The sequence below is a fragment of the Pseudomonas sp. NFXW11 genome (genome assembly GCF_049887815.1).
In the GTDB taxonomy this organism is placed as follows: Bacteria; Pseudomonadota; Gammaproteobacteria; order Pseudomonadales; family Pseudomonadaceae; genus Aquipseudomonas.
The window spans coordinates 94,438-107,708 of sequence record NZ_JAGEKI010000020.1; the positions used below are offsets into that span (position 1 = coordinate 94,438).

General features: G+C 65.9%; 10 protein-coding genes. 4 read left to right on the forward strand and 6 right to left on the reverse strand.

Translation table 11 applies throughout. The features are described 5' to 3' along the window. Positions 1-45: 45 nt before the first annotated feature. The 3 genes from J4P02_RS25785 to J4P02_RS25795 all read right to left on the reverse strand — a co-directional run bounded on the left by J4P02_RS25785 (position 46) and on the right by J4P02_RS25795 (position 5,842). Entirely contained in the window at positions 46-3,180 is a 3,135-nt protein-coding gene (locus J4P02_RS25785) for a CusA/CzcA family heavy metal efflux RND transporter (RefSeq protein ID WP_426195630.1), read from the reverse strand. Positions 3,181-3,206: 26 nt separating this feature from the next. Next, positions 3,207-4,400, reverse strand: a complete 1,194-nt coding sequence (locus J4P02_RS25790) for an efflux RND transporter periplasmic adaptor subunit (RefSeq protein ID WP_426195632.1) — start codon at positions 4,398-4,400, stop codon at positions 3,207-3,209. A gap of 194 nt (positions 4,401-4,594) precedes the next feature. Next, positions 4,595-5,842, reverse strand: coding sequence for a TolC family protein (locus tag J4P02_RS25795; RefSeq protein ID WP_426195634.1), 1,248 nt, complete (start codon positions 5,840-5,842; stop codon positions 4,595-4,597). A gap of 350 nt (positions 5,843-6,192) precedes the next feature. Between J4P02_RS25795 and J4P02_RS25800 the strand changes: the two genes are divergently transcribed. Both J4P02_RS25800 and J4P02_RS25805 read left to right on the forward strand, forming a co-directional pair. Next, a complete protein-coding gene (locus tag J4P02_RS25800) occupies positions 6,193-6,867 on the forward strand; it encodes a heavy metal response regulator transcription factor (protein ID WP_426195679.1) in 675 nt (224 codons plus the stop codon). A 72-nt stretch (positions 6,868-6,939) separates the two neighbouring features. After that, a complete protein-coding gene (locus J4P02_RS25805) occupies positions 6,940-7,359 on the forward strand; it encodes a lysozyme inhibitor LprI family protein (RefSeq protein ID WP_426195636.1) in 420 nt (139 codons plus the stop codon). 22 nt (positions 7,360-7,381) lie between these two features. On the opposite strand, the gene J4P02_RS25810 is transcribed toward J4P02_RS25805, so the two are convergent. The 3 genes from J4P02_RS25810 to J4P02_RS25820 all read right to left on the reverse strand — a co-directional run bounded on the left by J4P02_RS25810 (position 7,382) and on the right by J4P02_RS25820 (position 9,733). Further along, complete coding sequence (locus J4P02_RS25810; protein WP_426195638.1) at positions 7,382-7,885, reverse strand: hypothetical protein; 504 nt, start codon at positions 7,883-7,885, stop codon at positions 7,382-7,384. Between the two features lie 168 nt (positions 7,886-8,053). Further along, on the reverse strand, positions 8,054-9,382 hold the full coding sequence (locus J4P02_RS25815) for an MFS transporter (protein WP_426195640.1): 1,329 nt from the start codon (positions 9,380-9,382) through the stop codon (positions 8,054-8,056). A 117-nt stretch (positions 9,383-9,499) separates the two neighbouring features. Beyond that, positions 9,500-9,733 carry a helix-hairpin-helix domain-containing protein gene (locus tag J4P02_RS25820; protein ID WP_426195642.1) on the reverse strand — a complete coding sequence of 78 codons (234 nt, stop codon included), beginning with the start codon at positions 9,731-9,733 and terminating at the stop codon, positions 9,500-9,502. A gap of 113 nt (positions 9,734-9,846) precedes the next feature. On the opposite strand from J4P02_RS25820, the gene J4P02_RS25825 reads away from it, so the two are divergent. Next, a complete protein-coding gene (locus tag J4P02_RS25825; protein ID WP_426195644.1) occupies positions 9,847-11,265 on the forward strand; it encodes a short-chain fatty acid transporter in 1,419 nt (472 codons plus the stop codon). Positions 11,266-11,460: 195 nt separating this feature from the next. Next, a complete protein-coding gene (locus tag J4P02_RS25830; protein ID WP_426195646.1) occupies positions 11,461-13,161 on the forward strand; it encodes an acid phosphatase in 1,701 nt (566 codons plus the stop codon). The last annotated feature ends 110 nt before the right edge of the window (positions 13,162-13,271 follow it).

A 13,271-nucleotide genomic window follows, 5' to 3' on the forward strand; every position in this document is an offset into this window, starting at 1 on the left:
TTCGCCGGCAAGCCGGCTCCTACAAGAGCTGAGGCGTTTCGCTTGCTACTCCGGGTCGTTGCGGTGGGCCCAGTGGTACAGCGCGGGCAGTACCAGCAGGGTCAGCACGGTGGACGACAGGATGCCGCCAATCACCACGGTCGCCAGGGGCCGCTGCACTTCGGCGCCGGTGCCGGTGGCCAGGGCCATGGGGATAAAGCCCAGGGACGCCACCAGTGCGGTCATCAACACCGGGCGCAAGCGGGTCAGGGCGCCTTCGTGAATCGCCACCGGCAGCGAGCGCCCGGCTTCTCGCAGGTTGCGGATAAAGGCAATCATCACCAGGCCGTTGAGCACCGCCACCCCGGACAGGGCGATAAACCCCACCCCCGCGGAAATCGACAAGGGAATATCCCGCAGCCACAGGGCCATGATTCCGCCGGTCAGGGCAAAGGGGATACCGGTAAACACCAGCAGGCCGTCCTTGAGGTTGTTGAACATCATGAACAACAGGCCGAACACCAGCAGCAGCGCCACCGGCACCACCACCTGCAAGCGCTGGGACGCTTCCTGCAATTGCTCGAACTGGCCGCCCCAGGTGGTCCAGTAACCGGCGGGGATTTTCACCTTCTGGGCAATCAGGCCGGTGGCCTCTTCGACGAAGGAGCCGATATCCCGACCGCGCACGTTGGCGCTGACGATCACCAGGCGCTTGCCATTCTCGCGGCTGACCTGATTGGGCCCCAGCACCAGGTCGAGGCTGGCCACGTCCGACAGGGCGATAAAGCCTATTTGCCCACTGCTGCCCGCGGTCGCCGGAATCGGAATCAGCAGGCGCGACAGGCCATCGATATCGGTGCGCAACGAGTCGGGCAGGCGCACCACCATATCGAAGCGCCGGTCGCCCTCGTACAGGGTGCCGGCCTGGCGCCCGCCCACTGCCACGGCAATGGTGTCTTGCACATCACCGACATTGAGGCCGAAGCGCGCGGCCTTGTCGCGGTCGATAGTGATGGTCAGCACCGGCAGGCCGGAGGTCTGCTCGACCTTGACCTCCGAAGCCCCGGACAACCCCTGCAAGGCCGTGGCGATCTGCGCGGCGGTCTGGTTCAGCACCTGCATGTCATCGCCGAACACCTTGACCGCGACATCGCTGCGCACCCCGGAAATCAGTTCGTTGAAACGCAACTGGATCGGCTGCGACAGCTCATAGGCGCTGCCCGGCACCAGGGCACTGGCGCGCTGGATATCGGCGATCAGCGCGTCCCGCGACTTGCCCGGATCAGGCCATTGCGCCTTGGGCTTGAGCATCAGGTAGCTGTCGGAAATATTCGGCGGCATCGGGTCCGAGGCAATCTCCGCGGTGCCGGTGCGGGCGAACACCCGTTCGATCTCCGGCACTTGCGCCAGCAGGGTGCGCTCCAGGCGCTGCTGCATTTCCACCGACTGCGTGAGGCTGGTGCCGGGCACCCGCAGGGCCTGCTGGGCGAAGTCGCCTTCGCTGAGGCTGGGGATGAATTCGCTGCCCATGCGGCTGGCCACCAGGGCACTGCCGGCGAGGATCAAGCCGGCCAGGGCGAAGGTCACGCCACGCCGCGCCATGACCCAGTCCAGCACCGGCGCGTAGCCGCGCTTGGCGCTGCGCATCAGCAGGTTTTCCTCTTCCTTGACCTTGCCGGTGACGAACAGCGCAATGGCCGCCGGCACAAAGGTCACCGAGAGCACCATCGCCCCCAGCAAGGCCATGACCACGGTGAAGGCCATGGGGTGGAACATTTTCCCGGCGACCCCGGTGAGGGCGAAGATCGGCAGGTACACCACCATGATGATCAACTGGCCGAAGATCAGCGCGCGCCGGGCTTCCTTGGCCGCGGCGAAGACTTCATGCAGGCGCTCGGAGCGCGTCAGCAGGCGCCCGTGATGCCGCTGGGCGTGGGCCAGGCGGCGAATGGCGTTCTCCACAATCACCACCGCGCCGTCGACGATGATGCCGAAATCCAGGGCGCCGAGGCTCATCAGGTTGGCGCTGACCTTGTTGCCGAACATGCCGGTGAAGGTGAACAGCATCGACAGCGGAATCACCAGGGCGGTGATCAGCGCCGCGCGGATATTGCCCAGGAACAGGAACAGAATCACGATCACCAGCAGCGCGCCCTCGAAGAGGTTCTTCTTCACCGTGGCGATGGCCTTTTCCACCAGGTTGGTGCGGTCGTACACCGTGACCGCCACCACGCCCTCGGGCAGCGAAGGGTTGATCTCTTCGAGTTTTTTCGCCACCGCCTGGGACACCGCGCGGCTGTTCTCGCCGATCAGCATGAACACCGTGCCCAGCACCACTTCCCGGCCATTTTCGGTGGCCGCGCCACTGCGCAGCTCGCGGCCGATCTGCACCTGGGCCACGTCACGCACGCGGATCGGCGTGCCGTCGCTGCTGCTGATGACGATGCTGGCGATGTCCTCAATGGACGCCAGTTGCCCCGGCGCTCGAATCAGCAACTGCTCGCCGCTGCGCTCGATATAACCGGCGCCGACGTTGGCGTTGTTGCGTTCCAGGGCGCTGACCAGGTCATTCAGGGTCAGCCGGTAGGCAGCCAGACGCCTGGGGTCCGGGGCGATCTGGTACTCCTTGGCAAAACCGCCGATGGTGTTGATCTCGGCCACCCCCGGCACGTTGCGCAGTTGCGGCTTGATGATCCAGTCCTGGATCACCCGCAGGTCGGTGGGGGTGTAGGGCGTACCGTCCTCCTTGCGCGCGCCCTCCTCGGCTTCCACGGTCCACAGGAAGATTTCCCCGAGCCCGGTGGAAATCGGCCCCATCACCGCCTCGACGCCCTCGGGCAATTGCTCGCGAGCCACCTGCAAACGCTCGTTGACCAGTTGCCGGGCGAAGAACAGGTCGGTGCCGTCCTTGAAGATCACCGTCACCTGGGACAGGCCCGAGCGCGACAGCGAGCGCGTCTGCTGCAGGCCCGGCAGCCCGGCCATGGCGGTCTCGATGGGAAAGGTGATGCGCTGTTCGGTTTCCAGCGGCGAAAAACCCGGCGCCGCAGAATTGATCTGCACCTGCACATTGGTGATGTCGGGTACGGCGTCGATCGGCAGTTTCTGGTAGCTGGCAATGCCGACGCCAGCCATCAGCAGCACCGCCAGCAGCACGATCAGGCGCTGCTCGATGGCGAATTGGATGATGCGTTCAAACATGGGAAATCACTCTCTGCTGTGACCGATCAATGGCCATGGTCGGCCGCGCCCTTGCCCAGTTCGGACTTGAGGGTGAAGCTGCCGCGGGTGGCGACCTGGGCCCCGGCCTCGAGGCCCTGGCGGATTTCGACGAAACCGTCCTGGCTGGCCCCGGTGACCACAGGCGTGGCCTGGAACCCCTCGGCCACGCGGACGAATACCGAGGGCCGGTCCTCCACGGTCTGCAGCGCCGCCTGGGGTACGCTGACCGGCGCCTCGAAGGCCTCGGTGGCCAGTTGCACGGCCACGAACAGCCCCGGGCGCCAGGCGTCATCCGGGTTGGCCAGGGTGACCCGCACCGTGGCGGTACGGGTCTGTTCCCCCAACAGGCTGCCGACATAGGCCACCTGGCCCTGGACCTGGGTGCCCAGCTCGCTGGAGCTGACCTGGACACCCTGGCCGACCCGAACCTGGCCCAGGTCCCTGGGCGACACGCCGAAGGTGGCCCAGACCCGGGACAGGTCGGAGAGGGTGAAGGCGGCGCTGTTCTCGCTCACCACCTCACCAACGCTGAGGTGCTTCTCCACCACCACGGCGTCGAAGGGCGCGCGCATTTCATAGCGATTGCCCCCGGTCGGCTGGGCGCTGCCGCTCAGGGCGCTGATTTTCTGCCGGGCGTTGTCGAGGGCGATTTGCGCTTCTTGCAGGTTCTGCCGCGCCAGCAGGTAGTCCTGCTCGGCGGAGATCTGCTCGACCCACAGTTGCCGCTCGCGCTCGAAGGTGGTGCGGGCCAGTTCCAGGCGCCGCCCGGCGGCCGCCAGTTCGCTGCGCTGGTCGGACACCTGCTGGCTGGATATCACCGCCAACAGCTGGCCGCGCTTGACCGCCTGCCCCAGATTGACCTGCACCGACTCCACCACCCCGGCGGTGCGCGGCACTAGGTGCGAGGTGCGGTCCTCGTCGAAACGGATCTCCCCCGGCAGGCTCAGCACCCGGTTCAAGCGCCGCGGCCCGGCCTCGGCCAGCTCGATGCCGGCGGCCTGGATCTGCTCGGCGCTGAGTTCCAGATGACCTTCGGTTTCGCCTTCATCATGGGTCTCGGCGGGGGCCTTGCCGGTGCTGACGGGTGCCTTGGCGCTGGCAGGCGCCGGGGTGGCGAACAGGTTCGGCAGCAGCAAGGCCGCTGCCCCCAGGCCGACCACCGCGCTAATGGCCAAGACCAGGCTGCGTTGTTTATCCATGGATGCTCCTGAAAATCGATGCTCGGCGGCGCGCCAGGCGCCTTACGAGCGGGACGGAAAGAAATACCGGTCGAGGGACCTGTGCCATTCGTGGACGCACCAATGCCGCAGCTCGTCCCGGGGTGCCGGCGGCACGGCGCGGCAATCGCTGACCAGCAGCGCAACCAGGCAGGCAAGGCCGCGCAGCCAGGTCTTCACCAACGCTCGAGGTCGCCGTAGATGCGCTCGATCCGCACCCTGGCCGCGCTGGTTTGCGCCAGCGCGGCCAGGTACTGGCTGCGGGCGCCGATCAGCGTACGTTGGGCATCGAGCACTTCGAGGAAGCCGAACTTGCCCATCTCGAAGCCACGGGTGGCGCTCTCCACCGCGCGCTGGGCGGCGGGCAGCAGGGTCTGGTCGAAGGACTGCACCTCGTTCCGGGCCGTGCTCCACTGCTCCAGGGCCTGCAGGGTTTCGTCTCGCAAGCGCAGCTCGGTGGCATTGCGCAGGTCTCGGGCCTGATCGGCGCGGCGCGCGGCGGACAGCACATTGCCCTGGTTGCGATTGAACAGCGGCAGCGGCATCGACAGCCCCACCAGGTTGACCCGCTCGCGGGCGCCGGCGTCGTACTGGCTGCCGATGCTGAGATCCAGATCCGGGATGCGCTGGGACCGCTGCAGGCCCAGGGCAGCTTCACGTTGGACGATTTCCTGCTCGGCCATGCGCAATTCGGTGGTCTGCGGCAAGCTGCTCAACAATCGAGCCGAAGCCGGCAGCAGCACCTCGGCCGGCGGCTCCTGCACCGCGGCAAAATCCGCACTGGCGCTGCCGATGACCCTGGCCAGCTGGCGATAGGCGTTGTCCTGCTCCAGTTGCCCGCGCTTGAGTTCCAGGCTCACCTCTGCCAGCTGTACCTGGGCCCGGGTGGCCTCCACCGGCGAGGCCTTGCCGCCACGGACCCGACCCTGGGCCACGCTAAGGCCACGCTCGGCCAGGGCCAGGGAGCGCCCGGCCAGTTGCCGGCGTTGCTGGGCCAATTGCGCGGCGTAATAGGCCTCCAGCACATCAGCGCGCAACTGGGTGCGCCGCCGCTCAAGCTCCAGGTTCGCCAGTTCCTGATCGCGGCTGGCCAGCTCCACCCGGGCACCACGCTTGCCCCCCAGCTCCAGCGCCTGGCTGAGCTTGACCGAGGTGGTGCGGCTGTCGCGCCGAGTGTCCTCGGCATCCACCGAGAGCACCGGGTTGGGCAGCAGCCCGGCCTGCTGCCGGGCCCCCTGGGCAATCTCGATTTCCCAGCGCGCGGCAGCCAGTTCGGGGTTGTTGGCAAAGGCCCTGGCCAGGGCGCTGTCCAGACTCAGCTGGGAAGCTTCGGCGGCGCTCAGCGGGCTGGCCGCCAGGGCCAGCAGGAGGGTCCAGGTGCAGCGGCGTGCAGCCCGGGCCGCGGGGCGTGGGGAAGTCGACATAACAGGTTCCGGCCCTTGTCGGGGCAGTGTCCGCGAAGCTGCGGCGCAACATATCGGCCCTGGTGCGAAGACAGGCTGGCCCCTATGCAACTGCCACGCTCCACCGATTGACGGGGAGGGTTTGAAGTGCGGCCAAGGTTAGCTTTCAGTGCTTATCGCCAGGGTGGCGCGAAGATTACAAATCCGTTAGCAAAGGCTCTGGATCAAGCTTGTGCATTAAGATCGCCGCGGCCCTTGGCCACTTGAAAGAGCACTTGAAGAGTGCCGAGAACCTGGCCCGCAACGGCCACTCGGCTATCTGCCTGCCCACGTCCTTGCCCCGCCGCCTATCCACCGAGAACCTCATCAGCATGCGTATCCTGGTCATCGAAGACGAACGCAAAACCGCCGACTACCTGCATCAAGGCCTGAGCGAAAGCGGCTATGTGGTGGATTGTGCCCACAGCGGCGCGGACGGCCTGCACCTGACCGGCCAGTACGCCTACGACCTGGTGATTCTCGACGTCAACCTGCCGCAGATCGACGGCTGGGGCGTGCTGGCGCAGATCCGCCAGCACAGCAGCACGCGGGTCATGATGCTCACCGCCCAGGGGCGCCTGGCGGACAAGGTGCGGGGCCTGGACCTGGGCGCCGACGACTACCTGGTCAAGCCGTTCCAGTTTCCCGAACTGCTGGCGCGGATTCGCAGCCTGATGCGCCGCAGCGAACAGGCGCCGGTGCCAGATGTGTTGCGCGTCGCCGACCTGGAACTGGACCAGGGTCGGCACCGAGCCTTTCGCGGCAAGCAGCGCATCGACCTGACCACCAAGGAGTTCGCCCTGCTGCACCTGCTGATGCGCCAGAGCGGCGTGGTGCTGTCGCGCACGCAGATCATCTCGCTGGTGTGGGACATGAACTTCGACTGCGACACCAATGTGGTGGAAGTCTCGATCCGCCGCCTGCGGGCGAAGATCGACGATCCCTTCGAACGCAAGCTGATCCATACCCTGCGTGGCGTCGGCTACGTGCTCGAAGAGCGCGACTGAACAAGGAACCTGATCTGCATCGGCGCCAGCGCTGTAGAATGCGCGCTTCATTCTCTGCGCGAAGGGACCGCCATGCCTCATCAGCCCTGGATTCTCGGCCTTGCTCTGGCCCTGCTGCTGGGAGGCGCCGCTGGCTCGATGCCGGCCCGGGCAGCGCCGCTGGACTGCACCCATATCAGCGTCAGCGAACAGACCGACCGCTGCGCCCAGGCGGCCAAGGAGCACGCTGACAACGCCCTGAACCAGAGCTATCAGGCCTTGCTGGCGCGGGTCCACGAGTTGTATCCCGGCAACCTGCTGCAAGAGCAGGAGTACCTCGGCAAATTGAAGAATGCCCAACGAGCCTGGATCAAGTACCGCGACAGCACCTGCGTGCTGGAAGCCTTCGAAGTGGAACCGGGCAAGCCGGCCCATGTGACCCTGATCAATATCTGCGTGACCCGCCTGAGCAACGAGCGCAGCCGCTACCTGGAGCAGTTGCTGCCCCAATAGACCTCCTACGATGGTCGATTTGCTATTGCGCTGGGCGGGGTTTGCGCGCCTGGAGCAGCAGGCAGGCAAGGCTGGCCAACCAGCAGAAATACAGCGGCCCCAGGGCCGACTCGCGTTGCCGCAGGCGGTCCTGGCACTGCTCGGCATTCGGGCATTGGGCGCTGCACCAGGTTTGATCATCATGGCTGCAACTGAGCAGGTAGCCCCGCAAGTGGCTCAGTAACAGGGTCTGCCCCGGCAGTTGTGCGAAGGGCACCTGGAGCCGGGTCAGTTCGCGGTTCAGGCGCAAGCGTTGACGTTCCCCGGTGTCGAGCGCCTCCACCAGCAGTGTCCCCTCCTCTACCGCCACCACCCGGGCACTGAAGCTGTCGGGGCTTGCGCCCTCCAGGCCGTAGTCCAGCTGAGTGCAGGTCCAGGCTTCGATCAGGGCAAACACCAGCCCCAGCACAAAGCACACCAGCGCCACCTGCAGCAGTGGGTCGAGGGTGGAGAAATTTCGCAAGGAACACAGCGTCGAACGAATCAAGACAGCTCCCGGAAACCCACGCGTGGGCCGCGCATTCCGGGAGATTAGCGGGAAAAAACCAGCGGCTGAAAGCCATTTTTCAGCCCGGTTTCATGTTGGATTCAGCGGCTTTTTGGCGAAGGCTCTAGCTCGCTGCTTCGCTTGATTGCAGCGCGTCGAAGAAAAATCCTAGGGTTGATCAAGGACGCCGTTCGACCCCGTCGCCATCGGCCGTTCCTCGCCCACACGGCCACCGAAGTAACCGGCACTGATCACCCCCACCGCCCCCATCAGCGCGCAATAGATCACGCAGACCCAGGGGCTCCAGGGCATCAGGGCGATCAGCAACAAAGGGGTGGTGCTGGCCCAGAGGGCATAGGCGATGTTGTAGGTGAAGGAGATGCCGGAAACGCGAATCCGCGGCGGGAACAACCCGACCATCACCGACGGCACCGCGCCCACCACGCCGCAGCCCAGACCGGCGATGGCATAGGCCAGGCCGACCCATTGGCCGCCGCTGTTCAGGCAGCCGTAGAGCACGGCGATGCCCAGGGGCAGCAGCAAGCTGTAGAGCATCACCGTGCGCCAGGCGCCGAGGCGATCGACGACCAGCCCGGCCAGCACGCAGCCGATATTCAGGAAGACAATCCCCAGGCTGCTCAGGGCGAAGGTGTGGCTGGCACTCATGCCGAAACTCTTCTGCATCATGGTCGGGGTGATGACCACGAACACCACCACCGCCGAGGTCAGCACGCAGGTAAGGATCAGCGCCGGCAGGATTGCCAGGCGATGCTCGCGCAACACAGTGCGCAGCGGCATTTCACTGGCCGCCTCGCGCTGCTGGTGCAGGGCCATGAACACTGGGGTTTCGCTCAGCCAGCGCCGCAGCCAGACGCCGATCACGCCGAACACGCCGCCCAGCAGGAAGGGGTAGCGCCAGGCATGGTCGAGTATTTCCTCGGGACTGAAGACCTGCGCCAGCAGGGTCGCGGTCAGGGCGCCGAGCAGGTAGCCGAAGGTCAGCCCGGCCTGGAGGAAACCCAGGGCATAACCGCGATGGGCGCGGGGCGCGTGCTCGGCCACGAAGACCCAGGCGCTGGGTACTTCACCACCCACGGCGGCGCCTTGCAGTACCCGCAGGGCCAGCAGGATCAGGGGGGCGAAGTAACCGATCTGGGCGTAGGTGGGCATGCTGCCGATCAACAGGCACGGCAGCGCCATCATCAGGATGCTCAGGCTGAAGACCTTCTTGCGCCCCAGGCGGTCGGCGAAGTGCGCCATGAGGATGCCGCCCAGGGGCCGGGCCAGGTAGCCGGTGACAAAGATCCCGAAGCTTTGCAGCAGGCGCAGCCACTCGGGCATTTCCGGGGGGAAGAACAGCTGGCTCAGGGTCAGGGCGAAAAATACGAAGATGATGAAGTCGTAGATTTCCAGGGCGCCACCCAGGGCGGCCAGGCCCAGGGTCTTGTAGTCGGCGCGGGAGAAACGCGCCGGCGACGCTTCAGTCGAGGGGGTCATAGCAGCAACTCAGATGGTGGCAGTCAGCAAGGCTGCACATGGTCTATGCAATCGCTCCGAGGAACAACCGTCAGTTGTTGGCCACATGGACGCTCGGCGCGGACGCCGGCAGCCCCGCTACCCGCCCTTGGCCAGGGCGATGGCGGCCTGGATCGCGGCGCGGGCCTGGGGGCTGTTCTTCCAGCAGCTGGAACCCACCAGGGCCGAGGCGCGGGTGACGATATCCAGGGCGTCGGCGGCGGCCAACTGGGCCAGGGAAATGATCCCTAGCTGTTCCAGGCGGCCCACCACAGTGGGCCCGACACCCTTGACCTTGAGCAGTGCGGCGCGTTCTTCAGGGGAAAATGACATGGGCGTTGCATCCTTTGCAGTCCGTGGCAATTGCCGCATTCTGGCACAGTTCTCGGCCGCCTCTGCCCGGGGCGGCCGACCTCCCTACAAACATAAGAATCCGAGGTAATCACGTGGCCGCTGAAATTCAAGATAGCCGCTCTGCCCGCTTCGCCCTGGGCTGTTCGAACTGGGCTGAACGCTGGTTCCCAGACTCCTGGGTGTTCGCCGCGCTGGCGGTGATCATCGTTACCCTGGCCACCCTGGCCATGGGTGCCAAGCCCACCGATGCCGCCATGGCCTTCGGCGACGGCTTCTGGAGCCTGATCCCCTTCACCATGCAGATGGCCTTCGTAGTCATCGGCGGTTACGTGGTGGCCAGCTCGCCGCCGGCGGTGAAGCTGATCGACAAACTGGCGCGCATTCCCAAGAACGGCCGCTCGGCAGTGGCCTGGGTGGCGCTGATTTCCATGCTCGCGTCCCTGCTCAACTGGGGCCTGTCCCTGGTGTTCGGCGGCCTGCTGGTACGGGCCCTGGCCCGGCGCACCGAGCTGCGCATGGACTACCGCGCCGCCGGCGCTGCCGCCTACCTGGGCCTGGGCGCGGTGTGGGCGCTGGGGCTGTCGTCGTCGGCCGCGCAACTGCAGGCCAACCCCGGCAGCCTGCCGCCGTCGATCCTGGCCATCACCGGGGTGATTCCCTTCACCCAGACTATTTTTCTCTGGCAATCGGGGGTGATGCTGCTGGCGCTGATCGTCATTTCGCTGATCGTCGCCTATGCCACCGCACCCGGCCCCGGCAGCGCCCGCGATGCCCAGGCCTGTGGCGTCGATCCAGGCTTCAGCCTGCCCAAGCCGCAACCGCGCAGCCGCCCCGGTGAATGGCTGGAATACAGCCCGCTGTTGACCTTGCTTCTGGCGTTGCTGGCCGCTGGCTGGCTGTACCACGAGTTCGCCACCAAGCCGGCGATCACCGCGATCTCCGGGCTCAATACCTACAACTTCCTGTTCCTGATGACCGGCGCCCTGCTGCACTGGCGCCCGCGCAGTTTCCTCGACGCGGTGGCCCGGGCGGTGCCCACCACCACCGGGGTGCTGATCCAGTTCCCGCTGTACGGCTCGATTGCCGCGCTGATGACGGTTGTCAAGGGGCTGGATGGGCAGACCCTGGCCCACCACATCTCGACCTTCTTCGTGCAGATCGCCTCCCACGACACCTATGCCCTGCTGATAGGCCTGTACTCGGCGGTGCTGGGCTTCTTCATTCCTTCAGGCGGTGGCAAGTGGATCATCGAGGCTCCCTATGTGATGCAGGTGGCCAATGAGCTGCAATACCACCTGGGCTGGGCGGTGCAGATCTACAACGCCGCCGAGGCCCTGCCGAACCTGATCAATCCCTTCTACATGCTGCCGCTGCTGGGGGTGCTGGGCTTGAAGGCGCGGGACCTGATCGGCTTCTCCTTCGTCCAGCTGCTGGTGCATGCGCCCTTGGTGCTGGTGCTGCTCTGGGCCCTGGGCAGCACCCTGGCGTACCTGCCGCCCGTACTCCCCTGAGTGCTCCACGGGCCCGTTCCGCCGCTCTGGGACGGGCCTGTGGATAAGTCCCATCCGGCATCAATTTCAGAATTTTCCGAGTCTATCGCAGTGGACTCCTGACGCATTCCTGTAGTCTTTGCGTCATATTCGGTTGTTACCGTGCGACCGAAATACTTTGTAACCAATTATCAGATCGACGAGCAAGGAGCCGACATGAGCGACGACACCGACCTGCATGACACCCCCGAATCCACCACCGACCAGCCCACCGATACCAGCCGCCGCCGCTTCCTCGGCGGCGTTGCCGTTCTGGGGGTGGGCGCCACCCTGAGCGCCTGCAGCAAATCCGCCGAGCCTGGGGGCAAGCCGGATGAGCGTCCGCTGTCTCCGGTCGAACTGGACAAGGCCCTGCAGGATCAGGTGAAGAACGTGGTGGTGCTGTTCGCCGAGAACCGCAGTTTCAACAACCTGTTCGCCAACTTCCCCGGGGTGGAGAAACCGCTCTCGGCCCTCAAGCCCGAGGATTTCCAGCAGCGTGACCGCGACGGCAAGCTGTTGCAGAAACTGCCGCCGATCTGGGGCGGCATCCTCCAGGTTGGCCCGCAAACCCTGGACGGCATCACCTACCCGGTGGAAACCCAGTTCCAGGAAAACCTGCCCAACGCGCCCTTTGCCCTCAAGGGCCCCAGCGGCGAGGACCTGCCCCTGGGCCTGGTAACCCGCGACCTGTGGCATGTGTTCTACCAAAACCAGATGCAGATCAACGGCGGCAAGAACGACGGCTTCGTGGCCTGGGCCGACTCCGGCGCCCTGACCATGGGCCACTACGCCCAGACCCGCTACTCCCTGCGCCTGTGGGATGTGGCCCGGGAGTTCGTGCTCTGCGACAACTTCTTCCAGGGCGCCTTTGGCGGTTCGTTCCTCAACCACCAGTACCTGATCAGCGCCAAGGTGCCGTTCTACCCGGACGCCGCCAACTCGGTGGCCAAGTCGCAGATCGCCACCTTGCAGGGCGACGACCCCAAGGGCACCCGTCTCAAGCCCCTGGACAAGTCCCCGGCCAGTGCCATGGACGGCGCGCCGCAGTTCGGCCCCAGCGCCCTGACCCCGGACGGCTACGCGGTGAACACCATGGCCCCGCCCTACTGGCCGACCTGGATCCGCGACCCCAAGCGCCCGGACTACGCCAAGCCCGACCTGCCCAGCGTGCTGGTACCCCAGACCCACGAGCATATCGGCGACAAGCTGTCGAAGAAGAACGTCGATTGGGCCTGGTACGGCGGCGCCTGGCAGGCGACCCTGGAGCAGTTCAAGGACTCCGGCGGGATTCCCAAGATCCCCAACTTCCAGTACCACCACCAGCCGTTCAACTACTTCCTGCGCCAGGGCCCGGAAAACCCCGCCGAGCGCGCCAAGCGCCTGCGCGATGGCGGCCTGGGCGATGAGTCGAGCACCAACAAGTTCTTCGCCGACGCCGAGGCCGGCAAGCTGCCGGCGGTGACCTTCTACAAGCCCCAGGGCAACCTCAACCTGCACGCGGGCTACGCCGATGTGGCCGCCGGCGACCGGCATATCGACCGCGCGCTGAAGGTGCTGCGGGAAAGCCCGCAGTGGAAGAACATGGTGGTGATCGTCACTGTCGACGAAAACGGCGGCTGGTGGGACCACGTGGCGCCGCCCCAGGGCGACCGCTGGGGCCCGGGCACGCGGATTCCAGCCTTGGTGGTGTCGCCATTCGCGCGCAAGGGCACGGTGGACCACACGGTGTACGACACCGCGTCGATCCTGCGGCTGATCACCCGGGTGTTCCAGCTGGAGACCCTGGACGGCATCAAGGAACGTGACGCGGCGATGATCGCCCGGGGCCAGAAGCCCATGGGCGACCTGACCAACGCCCTGCACTTCAAAGCCTGACCCGGGGGGGCCGCAACGGCCCCGCCAGCCACCGCAGAAGCGCAGCCCACACCCGCTTCGCTTCTGCGGCTTCGGCGCCAATGATAGCCATATAACATCACCTACTTTAC

Excerpts from the sequence above, each read along its gene's own strand:
- J4P02_RS25815 (WP_426195640.1), bottom strand. The coding sequence starts at position 9,382 with ATGACCCCCTCGACTGAAGCGTCGCCGGCGCGTTTCTCCCGCGCCGAC.
- J4P02_RS25790 (WP_426195632.1), bottom strand. The coding sequence starts at position 4,400 with ATGGATAAACAACGCAGCCTGGTCTTGGCCATTAGCGCGGTGGTCGGC.
- J4P02_RS25800 (WP_426195679.1), top strand. The coding sequence starts at position 6,193 with ATGCGTATCCTGGTCATCGAAGACGAACGCAAAACCGCCGACTACCTG.
- J4P02_RS25830 (WP_426195646.1), top strand. The coding sequence starts at position 11,461 with ATGAGCGACGACACCGACCTGCATGACACCCCCGAATCCACCACCGAC.
- J4P02_RS25820 (WP_426195642.1), bottom strand. The coding sequence starts at position 9,733 with ATGTCATTTTCCCCTGAAGAACGCGCCGCACTGCTCAAGGTCAAGGGT.
- J4P02_RS25785 (WP_426195630.1), bottom strand. The coding sequence starts at position 3,180 with ATGTTTGAACGCATCATCCAATTCGCCATCGAGCAGCGCCTGATCGTG.
- J4P02_RS25795 (WP_426195634.1), bottom strand. The coding sequence starts at position 5,842 with ATGTCGACTTCCCCACGCCCCGCGGCCCGGGCTGCACGCCGCTGCACC.
- J4P02_RS25805 (WP_426195636.1), top strand. The coding sequence starts at position 6,940 with ATGCCTCATCAGCCCTGGATTCTCGGCCTTGCTCTGGCCCTGCTGCTG.